Annotated in this window: 17 protein-coding genes; 15 read left to right on the top strand and 2 right to left on the bottom strand. The window is 44.2% G+C overall.

The genetic code is table 11. The features are described 5' to 3' along the window. The first annotated feature begins 52 nt into the window (after positions 1-52). The gene (locus tag ABD960_RS09985) at positions 53-3,214 is read left to right on the top strand and encodes an efflux RND transporter permease subunit (protein WP_345331006.1); all 3,162 of its coding nucleotides are present in this window, start codon (positions 53-55) and stop codon (positions 3,212-3,214) included. 19 nt (positions 3,215-3,233) lie between these two features. Beyond that, on the top strand, positions 3,234-4,676 hold the full coding sequence (locus ABD960_RS09980) for a TolC family protein (RefSeq protein ID WP_345331005.1): 1,443 nt from the start codon (positions 3,234-3,236) through the stop codon (positions 4,674-4,676). Positions 4,677-4,761: 85 nt separating this feature from the next. Here ABD960_RS09980 and ABD960_RS09975 read toward each other — a convergent pair whose 3' ends face one another. Together ABD960_RS09975 and ABD960_RS09970 are read right to left on the bottom strand one after the other, a co-directional pair. Next, entirely contained in the window at positions 4,762-5,721 is a 960-nt protein-coding gene (locus tag ABD960_RS09975; protein ID WP_345331004.1) for an EamA family transporter, read from the bottom strand. A gap of 18 nt (positions 5,722-5,739) precedes the next feature. Further along, on the bottom strand, positions 5,740-6,216 hold the full coding sequence (locus tag ABD960_RS09970; protein ID WP_345331003.1) for an Lrp/AsnC family transcriptional regulator: 477 nt from the start codon (positions 6,214-6,216) through the stop codon (positions 5,740-5,742). 159 nt (positions 6,217-6,375) lie between these two features. On the opposite strand from ABD960_RS09970, the gene ABD960_RS09965 reads away from it, so the two are divergent. The 13 genes from ABD960_RS09965 to ABD960_RS09905 all read left to right on the top strand — a co-directional run bounded on the left by ABD960_RS09965 (position 6,376) and on the right by ABD960_RS09905 (position 24,536). Further along, complete coding sequence (locus ABD960_RS09965; protein WP_345331002.1) at positions 6,376-7,932, top strand: CotH kinase family protein; 1,557 nt, start codon at positions 6,376-6,378, stop codon at positions 7,930-7,932. 134 nt (positions 7,933-8,066) lie between these two features. Further along, positions 8,067-8,306 (top strand): hypothetical protein, encoded by a 240-nt coding sequence (locus ABD960_RS09960; protein WP_345331001.1) that lies wholly within the window; start codon positions 8,067-8,069, stop codon positions 8,304-8,306. 41 nt (positions 8,307-8,347) lie between these two features. Further along, positions 8,348-9,439: an AI-2E family transporter gene (locus tag ABD960_RS09955; RefSeq protein WP_345331000.1), complete on the top strand. Its 1,092-nt coding sequence runs from the start codon at positions 8,348-8,350 to the stop codon at positions 9,437-9,439. Positions 9,440-9,512: 73 nt separating this feature from the next. Continuing rightward, positions 9,513-9,692 (top strand): hypothetical protein, encoded by a 180-nt coding sequence (locus ABD960_RS09950; protein WP_232178500.1) that lies wholly within the window; start codon positions 9,513-9,515, stop codon positions 9,690-9,692. Positions 9,693-9,756: 64 nt separating this feature from the next. After that, the gene (locus ABD960_RS09945) at positions 9,757-10,104 is read left to right on the top strand and encodes a hypothetical protein (protein WP_345330999.1); all 348 of its coding nucleotides are present in this window, start codon (positions 9,757-9,759) and stop codon (positions 10,102-10,104) included. 102 nt (positions 10,105-10,206) lie between these two features. After that, positions 10,207-10,782 carry a sigma-70 family RNA polymerase sigma factor gene (locus tag ABD960_RS09940; protein ID WP_345330998.1) on the top strand — a complete coding sequence of 192 codons (576 nt, stop codon included), beginning with the start codon at positions 10,207-10,209 and terminating at the stop codon, positions 10,780-10,782. Between the two features lie 66 nt (positions 10,783-10,848). Continuing rightward, on the top strand, positions 10,849-12,345 hold the full coding sequence (locus tag ABD960_RS09935; RefSeq protein ID WP_345330997.1) for a calcineurin-like phosphoesterase C-terminal domain-containing protein: 1,497 nt from the start codon (positions 10,849-10,851) through the stop codon (positions 12,343-12,345). A gap of 144 nt (positions 12,346-12,489) precedes the next feature. Further along, positions 12,490-13,467, top strand: a complete 978-nt coding sequence (locus ABD960_RS09930) for a FecR family protein (RefSeq protein ID WP_345330996.1) — start codon at positions 12,490-12,492, stop codon at positions 13,465-13,467. An 8-nt stretch (positions 13,468-13,475) separates the two neighbouring features. Further along, positions 13,476-16,895: a SusC/RagA family TonB-linked outer membrane protein gene (locus ABD960_RS09925; protein WP_345330995.1), complete on the top strand. Its 3,420-nt coding sequence runs from the start codon at positions 13,476-13,478 to the stop codon at positions 16,893-16,895. A 5-nt stretch (positions 16,896-16,900) separates the two neighbouring features. Further along, positions 16,901-18,340, top strand: a complete 1,440-nt coding sequence (locus ABD960_RS09920) for a SusD/RagB family nutrient-binding outer membrane lipoprotein (RefSeq protein ID WP_345330994.1) — start codon at positions 16,901-16,903, stop codon at positions 18,338-18,340. Between the two features lie 30 nt (positions 18,341-18,370). Then, on the top strand, positions 18,371-19,930 hold the full coding sequence (locus ABD960_RS09915) for a DUF5689 domain-containing protein (protein WP_345330993.1): 1,560 nt from the start codon (positions 18,371-18,373) through the stop codon (positions 19,928-19,930). Positions 19,931-20,063: 133 nt separating this feature from the next. After that, on the top strand, positions 20,064-21,140 hold the full coding sequence (locus ABD960_RS09910; protein ID WP_345330992.1) for a LacI family DNA-binding transcriptional regulator: 1,077 nt from the start codon (positions 20,064-20,066) through the stop codon (positions 21,138-21,140). 393 nt (positions 21,141-21,533) lie between these two features. Continuing rightward, a complete protein-coding gene (locus ABD960_RS09905; RefSeq protein WP_345330991.1) occupies positions 21,534-24,536 on the top strand; it encodes a SusC/RagA family TonB-linked outer membrane protein in 3,003 nt (1,000 codons plus the stop codon). The last annotated feature ends 5 nt before the right edge of the window (positions 24,537-24,541 follow it).

Raw genomic sequence — 24,541 nt, 5'->3', positions numbered from 1 at the left:
TTGCTAAAAAGGATACGCCTGAGTTTAGTATGTACATTTTTCTGAAACTGATATGTTTGAAACCTTTATAAAGCGGCCCGTGCTGTCGCTTGTTATATCCCTCATTATTACCTTACTGGGGGTGCTGGCCCTGGTTACGCTGCCGGTTACCCAGTTCCCTGATATTGTGCCGCCGTCCGTCACAGTTACTGCTAATTACACAGGAGCCAATGCCGAAGTATGCGCCAAAGCCGTTGCTACACCGCTTGAACGGGCCATCAACGGGGTGCCGGGCATGACGTATATGTCCAGCGTTTGCAGTAACGACGGCTTAACCGTCATCCAGATCTATTTTAACGTCGGTATTGACCCCGACCAAGCTGCGGTAAATGTGCAGAACCGTGTTTCGACCATTATTGATGAGTTGCCAGAAGAGGTAATTAAGGCTGGTGTCACCACCGAAAAGGAGGTAAACAGTATGCTGATGTACCTCAACATCATGAGCGACGATAAAAACATGGATGAAAAATTCATCTATAACTTTACCGATATCAACGTACTGCAGGAGCTTAAACGTATTGATGGCGTAGGCCGTGCCGAAATTATGGGTGCCAAGGAGTACTCCATGCGTGTATGGTTAAAGCCGGATAAAATGCTGGCCTACAAGGTGTCTACCGATGAGGTGATCGACGCTATCCGTGCACAGAATGTAGAGGCCGCACCAGGCAAAACCGGGCAAAGCTCTGATAAATCCCCGCAGATGCTGCAATATGTATTGCGCTACCCGGGTAAATTTTTTGACCCGAAGCAATACGAAAACATTGTTATCCGCGCCGATGAAGGTGGGGCAGTGCTGATGCTGAAAGAGGTGGCCGATGTAGAATTCGGCTCACTTACCTACAGCATGGTATCTAACACTGACGCCCGCCCATCCGCCTCTATCATGATCAAGCAAAGACCGGGTTCAAACGCCCGCGATGTAATCAACAACATCAAAACCCGCATGGCCGAGTTAAAGGAAACCTCGTTTCCAACGGGTATGACGTATAATGTAAATTATGACGTATCCCGCTTCTTAGATGCCTCGATACATGAGGTATTGCGTACGCTTGTCGAGGCCTTCTTACTGGTTTTCGTTGTAGTCTATATATTCTTGCAGGATTTCAGGTCGACATTAATACCGGCTCTGGCGGTACCTGTAGCGTTGATAGGCTCACTCTTTTTTATGCAGATGCTGGGTTTTTCCATCAACCTGCTTACATTATTCGCGTTGGTGCTGGCAATCGGTATTGTAGTAGATAACGCCATTGTAGTGGTTGAGGCTGTCCACGTAAAAATGACCGAAGAGCATTTAAGCCCGATGGATGCCACCGTTAGCGCTATGCGCGAGATCAGCGGGGCGATTGTAGCCATAACCCTCGTGATGTCGGCGGTGTTTGTACCGGTAGCCTTTATGTCGGGGCCGGTAGGGGTGTTTTACCGGCAGTTCTCGTTAACATTAGCTATATCCATCGTTATATCAGGCGTTAACGCGTTAACGCTTACACCCGCGCTTTGTGCGCTGATGTTAAAGCATGATCATGCCCCGCGGAAAAAGAGTTTTATTCAAAAATTCTTCTCGGGGTTTAACAAGAGGTACGATGGCTTGCAAAACCGGTACGCAAAGTGGATGAATTATCTGTCGCCGCGTAAAGGTTTAACGCTGATTATCCTGGCTGGATTCTTTATCCTGACCTGGGGCACTAACGCCTTATTGCCCACCGGTTTTATCCCAACGGAAGATCAGGGTATGTTGTACGTGAACGTAACCACGCCTGCGGGCGCTACGGTTGAACGTACCGAGCAGGTGCTGAAACAGGTTGAAGCGCAAACCAAAAGCATTAAGTCCATCGAGTCGGTATCAACCCTTGCGGGCTACAGCTTGGTGAATGAGATAGCCGGTGCATCCTATGGTATGGCCATGATCAGCTTAAAACCTTGGGATGAACGGGAGGAATCATTAACGGATGTGATAAAGTTATTAGAGGATAAAACCCGTAACATCAGCGATGCATCCATACAATTCTTCCCGCCGCCAACGGTGCCTGGTTTTGGTAATGCCAGCGGTTTTGAGATACGGATGCTTGATCGCAGCGGTCGTGGCGATCTGCAAAACGCGGCGGCCGTTACCCAAAAGTTTGTAAAGGCGCTGAATGACGCGCCCGAGATCATGGGCTCGTTCACCAGTTTCGACCCTAACTTCCCGCAGTACATGATTACGGTCGATCAGCAAACGGCAGCCAAAAAAGGTATCACAATAGATAAAGCCATGTCGACCCTGCAAACCCTGATGGGGAGCTACTATGCTTCAAACTTTATCCGTTTCGGGCAAATGTACAAGGTGATGGTTCAGGCTGCGCCGGAGTACCGATCCAAACCGGAGGATGTGCTTAATCTGCAGGTGAAGAATACCAAAGGCGAGATGGTACCCTTTTCCACCTTTATCAAAATGGAAAAGGTATTCGGGCCTGAGCAGTTAACGCGCTACAACATGTATACCTCGGCCATGATAACGGGCGATGCGGCACCTGGCTACAGTAGTGGCGATGCGCTGAAAGCCATACAGCGTGTGGCTGATGAAACGCTGCCTAAAGGCTTTGAGTTTGAATGGTCGGGCATGACACGGGAGCAGGTACTTTCAGGCGACCAAGCGATATACATCTTCGCTATCTGTTTGGTGTTTGTGTACCTGCTGCTTGCCGCGCAGTACGAGAGCTTTTTGCTACCGTTGCCGGTTATTCTTTCGCTGCCTACAGGTATTTTCGGAGCCTTCTTCTTTTTGAAGATATGCGGATTAGAGAATAACATTTATGCGCAGGTAGCCCTGGTAATGCTCATCGGTTTGTTGGGTAAAAATGCCATCCTGATCGTAGAGTTCGCCATTCAGCGCCAAAAGGAAGGTTTGACCGTTGTACAAGCCGCCATTGAAGGTGCCGTATCAAGGCTTCGCCCGATTTTGATGACCTCGCTGGCGTTTATAGCAGGGTTGATTCCATTATGTATTGCGAGCGGTGCAGGTGCTATGGGTAACCGTTCCATCGGTACGGCATCAGCAGGAGGAATGTTGCTGGGCACCATATTCGGTTTGGTGCTTATACCCGGCCTGTACGTAATATTCGCCTCAATGGCTAATCGCGACAGCAAAAAGAAAGAAGAAGCTGCGCACGCTGAAGCGCTTGATCCAGTAAATTATTAATCATCCAGATACCATCAAAATGCTTAAAAAAGCAAATAAATATATTATACCTGCGGTTTTTGCAGCGGCATGTTTTGCCGGCTGTAAAAACTACAAGGCCACAACGGCCGAGGCCAACATAAAGTTGCCTGACACTTTTACAGGCAGTACCGATACCACAAGCATTGCCCGATTGCCCGTTAAACAGTTTTTTACCGATCAAAATCTGATCAGCCTAATCGATTCTGCGTTAGGAGCCAATCCCGATATTTTAACTGCACTACAACGTGTTGAGGTTGCAAAAGCTAACGTGCGGTTTAATGCTTCAAGATTGTTGCCGCAGATAAGCGCTACGGCAAATGCCGGCGTTGAAAAATACGGCGACTACACCCAAAACGGCGTTGGTAACTACGATACCAATTTTTCGCCTAACATAAACGACAAGCAGCGCATACCTGATCCGGTTCCAAATTATTTCCTCGGCTTTCAAAGCTCTTGGGAGATCGATCTGTGGGGTAAGTTAAGCAGCCAGAAAAAAGCAGCCTATGCCCGTTTCTTGGCCAGCCAGAGCGGTTACCGGTTGGTGATCACCTCATTAACGGCACAGATAGCGCAGTCATATTACCAATTGTTAGCGCTTGATACCGAGCTGAAGATCATCAATAAGAATATCGGTTTACAGGAGAAGGCTTTAGAGATCATCAAGATACAGAAGCTGGGTGGCCGGGCTACTGAGTTGGCAGTGCAGCAGTTTCAGGCACAGCTGCTGCGTACTAAAAGCCTGGAGTACAGTACCCGTCAGCAAATCAAGGAAACCGAAAACCAGCTTAACTTTTTAACCGGTAATTTTGATAAGCCGATCAGCCGTGACACGTCTATTAATTCGGCTACCTTGCCCGGGGTTCTGTCTGCAGGTGTGCCAAGCCAGCTATTACTAAACCGGCCGGATGTGCAGGCGGCTGAGCTGGAGCTTGCTGCCATGAACGCGGATATTAAAACCGCGCGGCGAAGCTTTTTACCATCGTTAACACTTACGCCTTACGTAGGTTATAACGCGTTTAAATCGTCGCTGCTGTTTGATCCGGGAAGTTTAACCTGGGGAGTATTAGGCGGACTTACCGCGCCGATATTTAACCGCAAAGCCCTAAAGGCTGATTTGCAACGTACCGTTGCCGAAAGCAAGGTTGCTGTTTATAATTACCAGAAAACCATATTGGCCGGTTTTCAGGAAGTAAGTAACGGCTTAAACGGCATCGAAAATTATAACAAGTTTTACGAGCTAAAGCAGGAAGAACTCAAATCCTTAAATAATGCTTTAGCGGTAGCTAATGATCTGTATTTGGTTGGCCGGGCTAACTACCTGGAGATCATTACCGCGCAACAAAGCGTGTTAGAGGCAGAGCTTGACCTCGCCAACACCAAGCGTAATATATTTTTGAGCGCGGTTAACCTTTACCAGGCAGTAGGGGGAGGCTGGCGCTAAATAAATATCTTTTCCGTGTGTTTTTTTAGATGATGAGTGCCGCTGTAAAGCGGCATTCGTTTTTTTAAATAGTTCTGTTCGGTTGTTATTGGCTTACTTGGTTGCCACCAATTTGTTTTTGTTTAGCTTTTCGATATTTAGCTAGGTTGATAAGTAATACACTGCCTAAAATAATTACCAGTCCGCCGATCTGCAGGGCGGTGATCTGCTCATGCGCGAAAAGAATACCTAACAGCACGGCTATAACCGGGTTAACATACGCATATGTGCTTACTTGCGTAGCCGGCCGAACTTTTAACAACCATACATAAGCGCTAAAGGCCACTATCGATCCAAATATCACCAGGTAGGCTACCGCCCACCATGAAGCGGCAGGTATTTCGCTCCATTTTAACCTGTCTAACTCGCCATGTACAATGCTGCACGGTATAAAGGCAATGCCCGCGGCCAGCATTTGCCAGGTGGTGTTTACTGTTGTTGATGTACCCGACGCTTTATATTTGGAATATAAGGATCCTGCGGCCCATATTACAGAGCCAAATACCGCGATAGCCATGTAGGGTAATTTTGACGGCCCGCCGGAATGCATGGCAACATCTAACTGCTCAGCAAAAAGCATAACTACCCCGCCAAAGCCAATTAACAAGCCAATAACGGTTGAGGGGTTTTTCAGGTTCTCCCGCCAGTTTGCCTTATCCAACAGTACAAACCATATTGGCGCCGCCGATACCAATATGGCTGATACCGCGCTCGGTACTTCGAGCTCGCTGATTATCAGCGCGCCCGTGCCGCCAAAGAGCAGGAGCAGGCCGCTTATCATGGCGGGTTTATTTTTACTGAAATTCCAAACCTCTTCGCCGGTTGCCATACACCAGATCAGCATAATTGTTCCGGCTAATAAAAACCTGGCTGCACCTAAAAAGAAGGGCTGCATGCCCTGCAAAGCCAGCTGAATAAAAAAGTATGTTGAGCCCCAAACAATATATACCAATGCAAATGCAATGATTACCATCAGGGTTGAGCCTTTGTTTTGTGAGGTTGACATGAGGATTATGTTCTTGGGTTAAGCTTTCGGTATTACCAGCTGCTGTTGTTCTTTCACAGTTTCGAGTACTATAGTTGTGCGGGTACTTACTATACTTGATATTTTACTCAGGTGGTTTCGCATAATTCCTACCAGCGACGCCGAATCGTACGTACGGATCTTTACCAGATAGCAATCGTCGCCGGCCACATGGTGAACCTCTTGTACTTCAGGTATGGCAGCTAAGTATTTAGTGGTCTCTATATTGCCAGGGGCTTCGTTCGCTTTTATCGCAATAAAAGCAAGCATATTTTGCTTTAGCGCAGCCGGATTGATGGCTGCTGTGTATTGCATAATCACACCTTTCTGTTCAAGCTTCTTAACTCGTTCCAGTACGCCTGAAGGAGCCATGCCGATTTCGCGGGCAATGTCAGCGTTTGAAATGCGCGCATTATCCTGCATCAGGCGCAAAATATGCAAATCAGTTTTATCCAGAATTAAATCGTTATCTAACATAATTCTCAAATTTAGTTAAAATTAAGAATTATAATCAAATTTAGTATTTGAAAAATGAATTTAATTCTTTTTTGGTTTAAGGTTATATGTGTAACTTTTTTGTTAAGAAAATATATATTTGACCAACCAATTTTATTTCTTAACAATTATTTAAACCTGATGATTAAAAGATTTACGCTATGTTTATTTATAGCCGTAGCTGTATGGAGTTGCAAAACTACTAAGGAGACTGAACCGGCACCAGAGCCCGTACCTGAGAAAGCCGATACGGTTATGCTGACTTCCGTAGTTATTGAAGCTAAGAAAAATCCTGACCTGTTAACCGCCGACGTTAAAGCTACGATTAAGAATGACGAGATAACCGCACTTATCCCATCCATCAAAAACACTAAGAAACTGGTGGTAACTTTTACTACTAAAACCAGCGGAACCGTTGTAAAAGCCAACGATACCTTATTAGTAAGCGGCACCACTAAAACCGATTTTACCAAGCCGGTTACATATGTCCTAACTACGCCTAAAGGCTTAACCCGCAATTATACTTTCAAGGTTAAAAATTTTACAGGCATACCAATTTTTTATCTGACAACCAGCGCACCGGTCGACTCAAAAGATGTATATGTTAACGGTACACTCGTTATTAATACTAACGGTGAGTTTGAGCAGGAAAAGCTTACCATCCCTTTACAGATTAAGGGTAGAGGCAATTCAACCTGGATGCACCCTAAAAAGCCCTACCGGTTAAAGTTTACTGATAAGGCCGCCGTGCTGGGTATAGGGGCCGCAAAAAACTGGGTACTGCTGGCCAATTACTCCGACAAAACACTAATGCGCACCAGCCTTGCCTTTAATTTAGGTAGAAAGTTGGGCGTTGGCTTTACACCCGATAGCCGTTTTGTTGAGGTGGTAATGAATGGCGAGTACGCAGGTAGTTATTTATTGACGGAACAGGTGGAGGTTCATGAAAACCGGGTGAATATTCCTGAATTAAAAAAAGGCGATGTATCTGAAGACAAAATTACCGGTGGATATTTACTGGAGTGGGATCAGCGTTTGGATGAAACATTTTGGTTTCGAACCGCGCATGATATACCTTTCACGCTTAAATCACCATCAGAACTGCCGGAACCACAGTTCAACTACATCAAAAACTATGTGCAGCAAACAGAGGACGCCATCTTTGCTGATAATTTTGCTGATGTTAATGAAGGGTATGCCAAATATATTGATGTCAACTCCTTCGTAAATTATTTCATTGTACAGGAGCTGATGAAAAATCAGGATGCGCGTGATTTTAGCAGCATATATTTTTATAAGGATAGGGGTGGTAAATTAACGCTTGGGCCGTTATGGGATTTTGACCTGGCGCTGGGTAATGTGGATTATTCGGATGCACGATATCCAACAGGTTGGTGGGTTAAGGATGGCCCCTGGTTTGCACGCTTGTTTGAGGATGCTGTATTCCGTAAAAGGATTAAAGACCGCTGGAACCAGGTGAAGGGTACAGAGATTAAAGCTATTTATGCGGACATAGCGGCTAACAGCAATTATATTAATCTATCGCAACAGCAAAACTTTAAACGCTGGCCGATATTAAATGAGTATGTATGGCCCAATCCGGTGATTTTAGGTACATATAACAATGAGGTCAACCAAATAAAAACCTGGCTCGACAGCCGGATAGCCTGGCTGGATAGCGAGATAAATAAATGGTAGGTGATTAAGAGATTGTCGGCGATCTGTAATAAATGTTACCAATACAGTAATAATAATTATAATAATTTGTGAAAGTGTTAAAACAAAGTGGTACTTTTAGCTGTTACTATCCTTACACACTAAATTTTTCTGCTATGAACACCGCATTATTATCAAGCCCTATTATGTTTGTAACAACTTATTGGGGATCGCCTGCATTTGTTAAAGTAACGCCAACCGGTGATTTGTATGATTTGCAAATTAATGATCAGCATATGGCTTTATTGTCATACAATAATCGTGTGCTTACTGATGTTGAGGAGCGTTTAAGCGATTCAGAAATGCTTAAAGAAATATCGCGCCGCATACAGGAGCGTGCAGCCACTGCAGCTTAGCAGCTTAAACTTTATCACATCAACGTTGTTGTGGTTTAATCATGGCTAAACTTCAACGCAGTGTTCTTGTACTCTTTCTCCTTTTCTTACTGGTTAGCGGGCTTTATTTCGCCAAAGAATTTTTAGTTCCGATCACTATTTCCGGCTTATTCGCGATGCTTTTTATCGGGTTCAGTAACTACCTGGAAAGTAAAGGCATGTCGCGCGGTTTCTCGGCCTTTTTATCGGTGCTTACCCTGGTATTATCAGTTGCGTTGATATTGTATTTACTATCCATTCAGCTGAGTGAGTTTTCTACTAACGTAGATACCATGAAGCAGCGGCTTGCCGAAATATTACTCAACATTAAGCGCTGGGTTAATCAAACCGTCGGCTTGTCCATGAAACAGCAGGACGATATGCTTAAGCAGCAAACACAATCAGGCGCTGCGGGTAACCCGGGTACTATGGCGGCAGCGGTTGCCAGTTCGTTAATGAGTGTTACAGTTAATTTGGTGCTTGGCCTGGTTTATATGTTTCTATTGCTTTACTATCGCAGCCACATCAAAAAATTCATACTTAAAATAGTGCCTGATGAACAACTGAAGCGTACCGACGAAGTGGTACATGAGTCGGCCCGGGTAGCACAGAAGTATTTGAGTGGCCTTAGCCTGATGATTTTAATGCTGTGGGTGTTGTACGGAATCGGTTTTAGTGTTGTAGGCGTAGAAAACGCGATTTTTTTCGCTGTGCTATGCGGCATCCTTGAAATTGTGCCTTTTGTAGGTAATGTTACCGGCACTACGCTAACTGTTTTGGCTGTTATCGTTCAAGGGGGAGATGGTGGTATGATCGCCGGAGTTTTAGGTACATACTTCGTTATCCAGTTTACCCAAACGTATATAATTGAACCTTTGGTGGTAGGTGAGCAGGTAAGCGTTAATCCGCTGTTTACTATAATGGCCATTGTACTTGGCGAACTGATTTGGGGCGTGCCCGGCATGATACTGGCTATACCCGGCATAGGTATCGTCAAAATTATATGCGATAACGTACCCGAACTCAAACCTTACGGATTCCTGATCGGGTCGCAAAGCAAAAAATCTAACACAGGCATTATAGATAAGATTAAATCCATATTTAAAAAGGATTAACGGTATGGTTATTGTTTTGAATAACTAAATGTGCATTGCTTTAATGTACAATTATTAACTTAATACCAATGTTATGAAAAAGGGACAGGATTTGAGAAACAGCGGAAACTTTCAGGGCAATTCAATTGCCGACAGGGCGTTTACGAACAGCCGGGAAGTAACAAAGTCAAAAGGAATATCCAATGGCGGCGCCCAGCGGGCCGACCAGACATCTAATCGGGACAACATCCGCAAACAGGAAAATAAAAAATAGTGAAAAATGAAAACAGGCCTCGAGCCTGTTTTTTTATCTTAGGCACTTCATAAGCTAATTAGTTGTGACTGATAAGATAAAAACGTTTTTAACGCTATTTGCTATAACAGCGATTATAATAATTACATTTGTTTTGCTTACAAGGAAGGCTGAAAAATCAGAAGCTGAACACTTGTCAGAATTCAACAAAGGTTACAACCAGACAAAAGGTATTATTACAGATATCCATTACTATAAGGGTCGTACATTAACCGTTGAATATTTGGTTAACAACAAGGTTTACGAATCTACTATGGTTTGGGATATTAATCCCAAGCATTTAGATAGCGGAGATTCAATCTATATAAAATACGCAATTACAAACCCTCAAATAATATTTACAGAATTAAATAAAGATTATTATTCCCGATAGTTCCGATTCTTATTGTAACAAATCTACTGCATCAGATTTAACATAAAATTAATAGCACTTCTACCGGCATCCGGGCTTAAGCCAATTAATTTTGCAACCGGCATGCAAACGGAAAGTGAAGTTAAAATAAATACCCTCCATAACCTCGAAACCATTTTCAGGGAACATTATTCATACCTGTTCAGGTATGTGCACACGATGGTAAAGGATGAAGATGAAGCGAAGGATGTGCTGTCAGATATGTTCTTGAACTTGTGGATGCAAAAGGATAATCTGCAAATAACAAACATTAAAGCCTACCTTTTTCGCGCTGCACGCAACGGCGCCTTAAAAACCCTTACGGCCCGCCAAACAGATGAATTGACTGAGAATTGCTGGAACATCAGCGAGCAGGCCTTTAGTCCGTTTGAGCGTTTAGTCGCTAAAGAATCTGTTAAAATAGTTGAGCGTTTAATTAATAAGCTGCCGGCTATGCGTAAGGAAATCATCCAACTGCGTTTAACAGGATTGAAAAACCACGAAATAGCCAAAGTGCTGGACGTTACCGAAAAGAAGATAGAATACCACATGCGCGAAGCCATTGAACAATTGGGCTACTACATGCGCCACGAAAACTATGATCGCGCTACCATTGCCGGTGGATTGTTGCTGGTTAATGTAATGTTGACATTTATTTAACGATTTTTTTCGGGGAAAACCGGCCGGGCTTTGCTCTTTGCTAAAAGATATCTTGTAAACAAACATATGTCGAACAGAAGAGATTTTATAAAAGGCCTGGGCATAACCGGTGCCATGCTGAGCATCCCCGCGGTTATTAATGCCGAACCGGCGGTTGCCGCTTCAGAGAAAATTGATATTGCCAATATCACCCTAAAAGGCCGGGTGCTGAGCAACGGACAAGGGGTAGCCAATGTAGCCGTTACGGATGGTATTAACGTGGTGCTTACTGATAAAGGCGGCAACTATCAATTATTAAGTAACAAAACCGCGCAGTTTGTTTACATCAGCCTGCCTGCCGGATACGCCTTTCCGCATGAGAAGAGCATTGCCAGGTTTTTTAAACAGATTGATAACAAGCAATCGGTTTTTAAGGCTGATTTCGATCTCACACGTTTAGAAAAAGACGATGCTAATCATGCATTTGTGGTTTGGGCTGATCCGCAGATCATCTCAAAAAAAGATGCGGCTATTATGCTCGAAACTTCAGCGCCTGATTTACGCGACCTGGTAGCATCATATCCTGCCGGTACATTAATGCACGGCATAGGTTGCGGCGATTTGGTGTGGGATCATTTTGAACTTTACGAGGATTATAAGCAGGCCATCGGCATGTCGGGCATACCATTTTTTAACCTGATTGGTAACCATGATATGGACCTGGATGCCCGTACTGATGATTACTCGGCGCAAACTTTTAAAAAGAATTTCGGCCCGACATATTATTCTTTTAACCGCGGGCAGGTGCACTATGTAGTGTTGGATGATGTGTTCTTTATCGGTACGGCAAAACGCTACATTGGCTATTTGACCGAAACACAATTGCAGTGGCTGGAGCAGGATCTGTCGCACATAAAACCAGGTACAACGGTTGTAGTATCGCTACACATCCCGACCAATACAGGGGTGAAACGCAGGTTAAATAATAAAGAAGATGAATTAGGTGGCGTGGTATCAAACCGTGAACAGCTTTATAAAATATTGGCTCCTTACAAAGTACATATTATGTCGGGCCATACCCACATGAACGAAAAGTGGGAAGACCGCAATATGATCGAACACGTACACGGTACCGTTTGCGGCGCATGGTGGACGGGCCCAATCTGCAGCGATGGCGCACCTGCGGGCTACTCGGTTTACGAAGTTAAAGGCGGCGAGATCAGCTGGTATTATAAATCAACAGGCAAGCCAAAAGATTATCAGCTCAAAATTTACAAAAAAGGCTACCTGCAAACTGCACCCGATGAAGTAGTGGTCAACGTTTGGAATTGGGATAGCAAATGGACGGTGCAATGGTATGAGGACGGTGTGCTTAAGGGCAACATGGAACAACGTATTGATTATGACCCATGGACTGTTGAGCTTTACAAAGGCGATCAGTTGCCTAAAAAACATAAATGGGTTGACCCGACGTTGACCGATCACTTGTTCTTTGCCAAACCATCAGCAGGCGCTAAAAAAATAACCGTTACGGCTACAGATCGTTTCGGAAAAAAATATAGCCAGGATATGGATCTGGTATAATTAAAAACTTTTCACTTGATGGAGGCTGTTCCTGCTTTGCAGGGCAGCTTTTCTTGTTTTTAATGGTCGTGTTAACAATTACTTCATAAACGCTTAACTATTTCTTTCAGTGGAAAGGGACGGTGGATACCTCTTACTTGTAAAATGATCGCAGTGAACTGGGAGATACTTATAAAATACCTGAACAAGGAAACCACTGAAGCCGAAAACGCTGAAGTGAAATCCTGGCTTGCCGAACGGCCGGAGAATAAAACATTACTGCAATACCTGGAAGAACGCAGCCGCAAGGTTAATGAGCCGGTTAAAGGAGATGTTGTACATAACGAGTGGGTAAAACTGCTTGACCGTATGTATGCCGACCCAAAGCCGGTAAAGCAAACAAAAATTAAAAGGTTGTATGCCTGGGCTGGTGCAGCGGCTTCGTTAATATTGGTTTGCTGTATTACCTGGTATACAATGCAGCGGGAAAAAGATGCCTATGAAAATGGCTATACCTTCATAAAAAAATCACCGTCGCGAAAAAAAGTGGCACTGCCTGATGGGTCTGTGGTGTATTTAGCGCCCGATGCATCCCTGGAGGTAAGCAATGCTTATGGCCAGGCAAAACGCGAGGTACGCTTACGGGGCGAGGCTTTTTTTGATGTAAAACACAATTTAAAAAAATGCTTCATTGTACGTACAGCCAATAACTTGCAGGTAAACGTACTGGGTACATCTTTTAATGTTTATTCGGCCAAAGGTATATCTGAGCAAATTAAGGTGGCCACCGGTTTAGTCGGCTTTATTGAAGGTAAGAAAACGCACTTTATAAAAGCAGGCGAACAGTTAAAGTATAACGTTAGCGCAAAAACAGCACAGAAAATCCTGGTAAATATTGATGATGCGCAAAGTTTGCTTAACGGAACACTTTATTTCAATAACAGTAACGCATCACAAATAGCCTCAAAACTGGCACAGTACTACCATGTCAAAATAGAGGTTGAGCCGTCAGCCAATAAAAAATACAACCTGTTTAGCGGTGAGATGAAAGACAACGGTCTGGACAAACTGCTTGAGGGCCTTAACTACGCTACCGGATTACATTATAAATATAAAAACCAACAAACGATTATTTTTTACTAATCATCATCATGTATCGAAAATTTTTACACAAAAAAGTTCGGAATTACTTATGTGCCATACTTTGCTGTATACTGGCTTTGCCTTTGCATGCACAAAAGCGGCAGCTTAAATTTAACAGTACACAGGTAACCATTGCAAGCATAATCGACAGGCTGCAATCAATTTATAATTACAAGGTATCTTATGACGCCAATGTAAATACAGCCGGGAAAATTAATCTTTCCTCAACCGATCTTACACTTGGTCAGCTCATTACCGAGATAGAGCAGCAGGCCGGCATCGGTATCCGTAATATTGATGGAAACCTGGTATTTAAAAAGGTTGATACCTTTATGGTAAGTGGTACCGTAACATCGGCTGATGACGGATTGCCTTTGGCCGGCGTTACCATAACCAACATTGCCAAAAAATCATTAGGCAGCACGAATGCCGATGGCCGCTTTAATATCAGGGTGACGTCGGGCGCGCCGGTAAGCTTCGGCATGGTGGGCTTTGATACGTTTACAACCCGTTTTCAATCTGCAAACAACAATATTAAAATTAAGCTAATTACGGCCAATACTTCACTTAATGAGGTTGTAGTAACGGCATTGGGCATTAAGCGTGAGGAAAAAGCGCTTGGCTACTCGGCAACCGTAATTAAAGGCGAAGATATTGCTAAAGCGCCATCCAATAACTGGACAGATGCACTGTCGGGCAAGGTAGCGGGTTTAAACCTGTTACGTTCAAATGGTGGTCCAACCGGATCAAACAAAATTATTTTGCGTGGCGAGAACAACCTTAACGGTGAAAACGAAGCCTTGATAGTTGTTGATGGTGTGGTAATAAACAACGGTAGCGGCCGCTCAACCGGTTACGGTGGCAGCTCGTACCTGGCTGATGAAACTCCGGTTGACTTTGGCTCAGGTTTAAATGATATTAACCCTGCTGATATCGAGAACATCACCGTACTGAAGGGCTCAAACGCATCGGCTCTTTACGGGCAGCGTGGCGCTAACGGCGCTATCATCATCACAACTAAATCGGGCTCGGCCAGGAGCAAAGGGATAAACGTAACCATTAACTCAAATACGGCTATTGAAAGCATTAACCGCTGGCCCGATCTGCAATATCAGTACGGACAAGGCGTTGATGGCGCTTTGTATTATTCGTACAATGCGTCAGAAGATGGGCCAAGCACGCGCAGCACCAGCTCCGCCTGGGGGCCTAAGTTTGATGGGCAGATGTTTTATCAGTATGACCCGGTAACGCATACCAAAGGTACAACGCGTACCCCATGGGTGCCTTATGTTAATGATAGCCGCAATTTTTTTGAAACCGGCAGAACCTACACCAACTCGGTAACTATTGATGGCGGTACGGATAAAACAACTGCCAGGTTCTCTGCAACCAATGTGAAAAATTCGTGGATCATACCTAATACCGGTTATGATCGTAATACGGTAGCCTTATCGCTTAACCAAAAAGTAAGTGACAAACTACAGTTATCCACTAAAATAAACTATACCAACAAAAAGAGTGATAACCTGCCATCGGTGGGGTATAACAATCAATCTATCATGTACTGGTACATTTTCTGGCAGCCAAATGCCGATATAAACTGGCTGAAAGATTATTGGCTGCCGGGCAGGGAGAATATTCAGCAAAGCTTTCCGTTCAGTAGTTTCCCGGATAACCCGTACCTGATTACCCAGGAGATGCTGAACACTATGAACCGCCACGGTGTTACCGGTAACGTTCAGGCTACTTATAACTTCACTAAGGAATTAAGCCTGATGGTACGTACTTCAATGGATTTTGGTTACGATCAGCGTACACAGCAGCGCCCTTGGGATACCGAGAAATTCAGAAAAGGGATGTTCCGTACGCAGAACATTTACTCGCAGGAGATAACCGCTGACTTCCTATTACGATACAACAAAAAGATAAACAAAGACTTCGAGATTACCGCAACAGGTGGTGGTAGTACATTAAAAAACACTTACAATCAGGATGCGCTAAGCGCCGATTCGCTTGCCTATCCGGGCGTTTATAGTCTTGCTAATAAAGCGGGCATATTAGTGGCTACACCATATAAATCAAAATACGAAATAAACAGCTTTTACGGCTTGCTTACTTTGGCCTTTAAAGATTATTTGTACGCTGATATAACCTTCCGTAACGACTGGAACAGCGTGTTGGCAAACGCAAGCGGTAATGATAATGTGTCATTCTCTTACCCAAGTTATAACTTAAGCTTTATACCAACCGAAGCGTTTAAAATGCCTGAGTTTATTGATTATTTAAAGCTGCGTGGTTCAATTTCTAACACGGGTAGTGGTTCTCAGGTTCCTTATCAAACAACAAACGGTTATGTTGTAACACCAACTTTTCCGGGTGGTTTACAAAACGATACCCGGTTTGCTAACCTAAACTTAAGACCGCTTACGACCATAGCGCATGAGGTGGGTGTCGAAGCGAAATTTTTTAAAAACCGGGTTGGGTTTGATTTGACTTTGTACAGTTCAGACACCAAAGATCAGCACTTGTGGACGAGTCCTGACCCTGCTGTAGGGGGCACAGCAGCTCTTTTCAATGCCGGCCGCTTACGTAATAAAGGTATTGAATTGGCAGTAAACGGTACGCCGCTAAAATCAAAGAATGGCTTAAACTGGACCGTCAATGGTACGCTTACCGCTAACCGTAACAAAATTATGGAGCTTACCGAAACGCAAACTGAGCTGATTTTACAGAACGGCCCTGGTAGCCGTGGTTTAATATCTGCAAGAGTAGGAGGCAGCATGGGCGATTTTTATGGCCGTGGCTACGAGCGTTCGCCTGATGGGCAGATCGTTTACGAGGGTGGTTACCCCGTATTGAGCCCGGATATTAAATACATTGGCAATACCATGCCTAAGTTCAGGGGCAGCTTACAGAACAACTTCCGTTACGGCTCTTTTGGCTTCAGCTTTCTGTTCGATGCACAAACCGGCGCTGTAGGTTATTCACTTACAAGTGCCGTACTTACCGAGCAGGGTAAAACAAACGCCACATTGCCGGGCCGTTACAATGGCATAATAGGCAATGGCGTAGTGCGTAATGCTGACGGTTCATTCAGCCCTAACACAGTAATCGCCGAAAACATCGCTACATACTACAATGCGCATTACGGACGTGATAACGTAGAAGGAACAACTTACTCAACAGACTATATTAAATTAAGAGAGGCACGTATCGATTACTCATTGCCGGCACGTTTTGCACAACGCGTTGGTATGAAAAAGGCGACCATTGGTATTTACGGTCGCGATTTGCTGATCATCAGTGACTGGCCGGCATTCGACCCCGAATTCGGTACACTTAACGGATCTGAAATTAACCGTGGTTTCGAGCTTGGTCAGTTACCGTCAACACGCACATTAGGCTTAAACGTAACATTAGGATTTTAATCATCATGAAAAAGAGATATATAATTTGGGGATTGATGGCATTGTTGTCGCTATCCTCGGTATCGTGCACAAAAAACTTCGAGGAACTGGCAAAAAACCCCAATGAAAGTTCATTTGCTTTACCGCAATCGTTGCTGGCACCCGCTATTACAAATATTGTAGCTGCAAACATGAACCGCAGCCAGCGCATTACCAATGAGCTAATGCAGGTTACCGTTAATATGGGCGATACCGATGGTAAAATATTCCGCTACGAAATTCGTAGTGCCGAGGCCGATTACTTATGGACAAACTGGTATGTACAGCTTACAAACCTAAAGGATATCTATACCGGCGGTGAGGATAACGATAGCAACACTTATATGGGTATTTCGCTTATCCTGCAATCATGGGTTTACTCCATGCTTACTGATACTTATGGCAATGTGCCTTACTTTGAGTCAAATAAAGCTAAAGAGGGTTTATTTCTTCCCAAGTATGATTCGCAGCAGGCGATTTATGCAGATATATTTGCCCGTTTGGAAGAGGCTAACGAATTGCTGAAAACCGGTACAAACGTTATCTCATCAAGCGACCCCATTTACGGTGGTGTTGCAGCTAACTGGCGTAAGTTTGGCAATTCCTTATACCTGCGCTTATTAATGCGCGTGTCAGGTAAAGATCAGGCTGCTATTGATAAGATTAAGGATATGGTTGACCTGAATGCTGCAAATTATCCGGTCATGACCAGCAATGCGGAATCGGCCATTTTGAAATGGAGCGGCAGCGCCCCTTACGTTTCGCCTTTCGCAACGTGGCGGCCAGCTGATTGGTATACACCCAAACTGGCCAGCTTTTTTGTAGATAATTTGAATGAGTGGAGCGATCCGCGTATAGGTAAATGGGCTACAGTGTTCGAGGGTGAGTATGCCGGAATACCAAGCGGTTACCCGGTAGGGCAGGCACCACAGGCAAAATCAACTTTACCAACCGCTTTACAGCGTGAACCATTGCTGGGCAATATCATGAATTACGGCGAACTGCAATTTATTTTAGCCGAGGCCGCTGCCAAAGGCTGGATAACCGCCAAACCCGCGCAGCAATATTATGAGGCCGGTATAACCGGAGCGATAACTATGTGGGGTTTTAACGTACCGTCAAACTATATGAATTTTAATTCAATTAAATGGGATGATAGCTACACGCTTGATCAGAAGATGGAGCTGATACATAAGCAAAAGTATTACTCGTTATTCTTTACTGATCTGCAATCGTGGTTCGAGTACCGCCGTACCGGGCATCCAAATTTGCCAAAAGGATCAGGTTTGGATAATAATGGTGTGATGCCTGCACGCCTTAACTACCCGGTTTCGGTGCAATCATCAAACCGCGAAAATTACAATGCCGCCGTTGCCGCACAGGGGCCGGATGTAATTACCACACAGGTTTGGTGGCAAAAGCAATAATTAAATAAATACCATATAGTATTACATACAATGAAAGCTAAGATATTTCTTATAGTTTCAGTTTTATCGGCGCTATTTTTCAGCGCCTGCAAAAAGCACGATTTTGCCGAGGGGCAGCTTAGCCCCATAATAGCGCTTGTTGATCTGCGTGCTATACACAAAGGCGCTGATGTTACGCTTAATAAGGATAACATGCTGGGCGCCTACCAAATAACGGGCAAGGTAATTTCAATGCCCGATTCGGGTAATGTGCCGCAGGGTGTTTTAATTGTACAGAATAACCGCCGCAAAGCTATCCGTGGCATACAGATACCCATTGGCGAAGCCGCCGCTACCTTTAAGTCGGGCGATAGCATCGTGGTTAACGTTGAGGGCGCCATCTTGAAAAGGGTAAATGGCGCTTTACAGTTAACCGGTATAACTCCGGCTAACATTACAACCGTATCTACCGGTAACGAGGTGCAGGTACAACAGGTTTCAAGCTATTCCATCAAAACCAAGCCTGATGATTATGAGAGCACGTTAGTGAGTATCAAATCCGCCACGGTTTCTCCGGCACCTGTTATGGGCCAAACAAAGTATGTTGGTAATAAATACCTGGTCAACGGCGCCGATAGCATTATTATGCATACCGAGCCAACAGCGCAATTTGCCAACGAGTTTTTACCTGCCGGTGCTACGGTAGCCGGTGTATTGGTGGTTGATAATACAGTAGATTCCGCTTCGGTTTACCAGGTGTGGCCACGTAAGTTTACGGATATAAGCGATATTACCAAACCTGCCGACCCTAACGCACCTGATCTGGGCGAAATGCCGGTAGTGATTACAGGTTTTGTTAATGATGCCAAGGGATCAGATGGTAATTACGAATACTTCCAGTTCAGAGCGACGCAAAATATTGATTTCTCAGTTACGCCAATGGCTGTAGTTACCTGTACCAACGCTGGCGCCGCGCAACCTAATGCAGGCGATGCGCCGGGTGCAGGCTGGGCAACGGGTGGCGGCCGTACCTATAAATTCAATCTGACTAACGGGCAGGTTAAAAAAGGCGATTTCTTCTATGTAGGCGGTAGCAATAAACGCATTAACGGACCAAACACAACCGACATCAGCGAGGCAAAATGGATAAGCGCTATAGCTTATGTAACTAATGATGGCGACGGCTTTGGCAGCGCCAGCAGCGGCTTATTGCCTAACAGCGGCAACGCCGGTGGTATAGCAATATTTAAAGGCATCAACGTAACAGAGCAATCAGTACCGGTTGATGTGGTGTTTTTTGGTGGTACGGGCAAAACAACCATGTACAACCCAACTACTAACAAAGGTTACCGTGTGCCTAAGAATGATCACTATAATTTTGTTGATGAAGCAGGCGCGGAGCAACCATTCTTTTACCAGGGTACCAACCAGTATGTAATACCGCACGTATCACCTGCCGACCAGGGTGTGTTTATGAAACTGGGCGGAAGTTTTGATGCTGAAACGAAAACATGGATAACGCCTCGTGGCATATCAGTATTCATTATGTCGGGCAGTACCGCGTTAACCGATATTGAAACCGGAAGCGATGTTACGGTAATTTCAAACTAATAGTAACAGCCAGTAAGTAACCAAGCCGCCCCATAACCGGGGCGGCTTTTTTGTGCATCCATTATTTTGCCTGCTGAGGTGCTGTAATTATTAATTGCATAAAAAGCAACTGTTATATTTTTTTACTATAATAGTGCTGTTAAACCAATTAGTTGCTGCCGAGATAACCACCGTACGTATGCAAAATAATAAGTTACCTACTATTAAGGAGATCGCTAAAAAGCTCAATGTGTCCGTTTCAACGGTGTCGCGGGCATTGCACGATCATCCGAGTATTGGTTTGGTAACCACCATGCGGGTACATAAGGTAGCCAAGGAACTGGGTTACGAGGTTAACAAATCAGCCATATATTTCAAGGAGCGTAAAACGTATACAATCGGCGTTATTATCCCCAGTTTGGCAGAACCTTTTTTTTCATCGGCACTTTGCGGGGTTGAGGATTTTGCCGGACAGTTTAATTACAATGTGATCATCGGCCAATCGCTGGATAGTTTTGAACGCGAAAAGCGCATTGTTGAGAATATGAAGGATCATCGTGTAGATGGTATTCTGGTATCGCTCACCAAAGAAACATCAACTTACGAGCATTTCGATAATCTGAAGAAATACAATATTCCCATCGTTTTTTTTGATCGTGTGCCGCAAAAAAAGGATATACACTTTGTATCATGCAACCTGCATTCGGGTATGCTGCAAGCCATAAGCCGTTTTGTTGATGCAGGGCATAAAAAGATAGGCCTGATCAATGGTCCGGCAAAAATGGCGGCTACACTGCAACGGCTGGAGATTTATTTTAAGTGCCTTAAGGAAAACAACCTGCCCATTAATTATGACATCATTGCGTCCACAACGCTGAGCAAGGATGACAACATAAAAGCTATACGCAAACTTATTGACCAGGATGAAATGCCTACCGCCGTAATGGTTTTTAACGATTATGTATTGCTGGATTGCATTGCGACTGTGAAAGCGGCGGGTTTAGAGGTAAATAAGGATATCAGCTTTATCAGCTTTGCCAACCTGCCCATCTGGGAGTATATGGATACTCGTCCGTTGGCTTCGATAGAACAATTCTCATACAAGCAAGCCTCTATAGCAACTGACTTTCTTTTCAAGCTGATTGATGCTAATAACAAGGGCGACCATACAGAAGTAAATTATTTACAGCAGATAATTGATTCGGAAATGGTTAATTATCCGCTTAAATAATCGTTTTCTATAAAATCCATTCGTTTTAGCAATTGTTTCTTAGTGTCGATTTTACAATAAGTTGGGTTTTGCCCTAATATTATGTCGTCTTATAGTTTTTTGGCTAACGGTAGATGCACTTTTGCGTTAGTATCGTACCTTGATTGACGATTTTGTACTGTATTTTCTGAGCTAAACCACGCTAAAATTTTAATAATAGCCCGCCTTGGCAATTATTATTTTGATTGACTCTAAAATTACACAAACGTTTGCGTAGCCAAAACAAACGTTTGCGTAACTCCAATTTGACTTGAGCAGTGCCGCCGGTGTTTTTTTAATGCCTTTTTTGATTCAACTTTAAGTTATTCCAATTAATGATGTACTAACTATTTATTTAACCCTACTTAACATTATATGAAAAAAGTTGTACTCCTGTTTTTTAGCCTGATGGTTTTCGCGAGGGTGTTTTCGCAAAGCCAGCCGGTGTCAGGAAAGATTACTTCCGGCACTGATCAGCAGCCGCTACCAGGCGCGGCTATCACCGTAAAAGGAACCACCATCGGCGTATCGTCAAAGGTCGACGGTACTTTTAGCATCAACATCCCCACCCAAAAAGCAACCCTGGTTATAACATCCATGGGCTTTTTAAGCAAAGAGGTTGAGGTTACCGCCGGGCAAAAGGATATGGTGATCTTCCTGTCTGAAAACATCACACAATTAAACGATGTGGTGGTAGTAGGCTACACCAGCAAAAAACAAAGCGAACTAACCAGCGCCGTAACGGTTGTATCGGCAGATAAGCTGAAGGACGTTACCGCAAACAACGTAGGTACTATGTTGCAGGGTAAAGTAGCCGGTTTACAGGTAGTAAACAGCTCCGGTGCGCCTGGTTCACAGCCGGAGATCAGGCTGCGTGGCGTATCATCAGTTAATGCCAATCAAAGTCCGCTTTACGTGGTTGATGGTATTATCGGCGGTAATTACGATCCTAACGATGTAGAGTCAGTTACCGTGTTAAAGGATGCCGCTTCAACAGCGCTATATGGTTCGCAGGCCAACGCCGGTGTAATCATCGTTACTACTAAAAGTGCCAAATCAGGTAAAACCCGTTTCGAGGCTAAGATAACATCAGGTTTCCGTACCGCCGATTTTGGCAAAATGAACCTGATGAACAGCAACGAACTTTATGATTACCAAAAGGAATTTTATCGCGATTATATTGTAGGTGCTACTGATAACTCATATAAGATAGACCTGATCAAATTTTACAGTGAACGCCCGCTTGATTTGCGTAACCAGGATTATGACTGGGCGAAGGAATCATTTAAAGCCGCGCCGATGTATAACGTGTACATAGCCGCCAGCGGTAAAACCGAAAAGAACGATTACTATGTAGGGGCATCGTATTACAACGAGAAGGGTACCTTTTTGAATACCAATTACCAGCGTATAAACCTGCGTGGTAATTCAACCTATCATTTCTCTAAAAAGCTCGATATAACCAATAACATCAACCTGAGCGCGTCAACCGGCCGCAGTTATGATTATATGGATATGTACTATTCATTTCTGAACATGCCTTGGGATAATCCGTACGATGCCAATGGTAACCCGGTTTATGTGGATGGTACATCGACATTTAAATGGTGGTCGCGCGATAAGATCAATCCGATACATACCATACAAAATTCCGATCATACCTATAAGGGCTTTGATGTAAACTACGATTTTATGCTGAACTACCGCATTACCAACTGGCTGACTTTTACCAGCACTAACCGGGTATCAGCTGCATTTAATAAGAGTTTTAACTATGTATCGCCTTTGGCGGCGGGCACCTACCATGATGATGGTTATATTGATGAGTTGAACACGCTTAATTACGGTGGTATATCAAACAATCTGTTAAAGTTTAATTTTGATATGGGCGACCATGCATTAAGCGGCTTGGCCGGTATCATTTTCGAGGGCGGCCGTACTGAATTTTCGGGCGGGTCGGGCAGGGGCTTGCCAATTGGTTTAAAGGTTCTTAACGTAGCTTCGAACACGCAACTGGTTAATGGTTACAACCTTACCACAGAGTTGCGCTCGTTCCTCTCGCAAGTTAACTATACATATAAAGGCCGCTATATCCTTTCCGGTTCATTCAGGGTTGACGGTTCATCAGCTTTTCCGGAGAGTAAACAATACGGTTCATTCCCTTCTGTTTCAGGTGCCTGGATCATCAGCAACGAGGAGTTCCTGAAAAGTAATAACGTGATCAATAACCTGAAACTACGTGCCAGCTACGGTGTAACCGGTACACAAGATATCGGTGCAACGCGCTACCTGGGCCTGTTCTCGTTAACTACGCAGTATAACTCAATAGCAGGCGCGGTACCTTACCAGTTAGCTAACCCGCTGCTAACCTGGGAAGCCAAGCATCAAACCAACGTTGGCTTTGATTTGAGCCTATTTAAACGTATTAACTTAACAGTTGATGCTTACCGTAACAATACCAAAAATCTTTTATTGCAGGTATCGCAACCATTATCGGTTGGTTTTGAAACCCGTTGGGAGAACGCCGGTAATGTAATTAATAAGGGTATTGAGATTGGCTTGAACACCATCAACATCACCAATAAGAATTTTGAGTGGGTAACTGATTTTAACATCAACTTTAATAACAATAAAATTTATGGCCTGCCGGCTGATATTGTTAAAACCGGATCGTGGAGCATATCGCAGATCTACCGTAACGGCGGCAACCTGTACGAGTTTTACATGCCTAAATGGTTAGGTGTTGATGCGCAAACCGGCGCCCCTGTTTGGGAGAAACTGGTTTACAACGATGCCGGTGAGGCTGTTGCCAGCGAAAAAACATCAAACTATGCTGAAGCTACCATACAGGAAGTTGGTTCGGCACTGCCCAAATTCCAAGGTGGTTTTAACAACAGCTTCCGTTACAAAAGCTTTGGTTTACGTGTAAACACTTACTTTAACTACGGCAATAAGGTATTTAGCAACAACCTGCGCTTTATGATGAATGATGGCCACGAACCATATTACAACCAGATAAAGTTACCTGATAACGCGAAGGTTTGGAGCGGCCCGGGCGATACCGAGGCTACAGAGCCAAGTCCGCAAAATTCTGCCAACTCTACCGAAACCTCAACGCGTTACTTACGGAATGGCAGCTACTTTACCATACGTAACATAGCTTTCAATTACACTTTGCCATCCGCGTTCGCTAAAAAGCTGAGTTTTGAAAGCATCACGGTAGGTTTAACCGCCGACAATGTGGCTACGTTCTCTAACTTCCTGGGTCAGGATCCGCAAACTACTATCACGCCTAATGGCTTCGCTACACCGGGTGTGTCAGACTTTAAGTATCCTAACAACAGGCAGTATTTGTTCACTGTTAATTTCAACTTTTAATAAAG

This window comes from Mucilaginibacter defluvii (assembly GCF_039543225.1).
In the GTDB taxonomy this organism is placed as follows: domain Bacteria; phylum Bacteroidota; class Bacteroidia; order Sphingobacteriales; family Sphingobacteriaceae; genus Mucilaginibacter; species Mucilaginibacter defluvii.
Note: the sequence above shows the minus strand (reverse complement) of the source record. Positions and strands in the feature narration are given on the sequence as shown.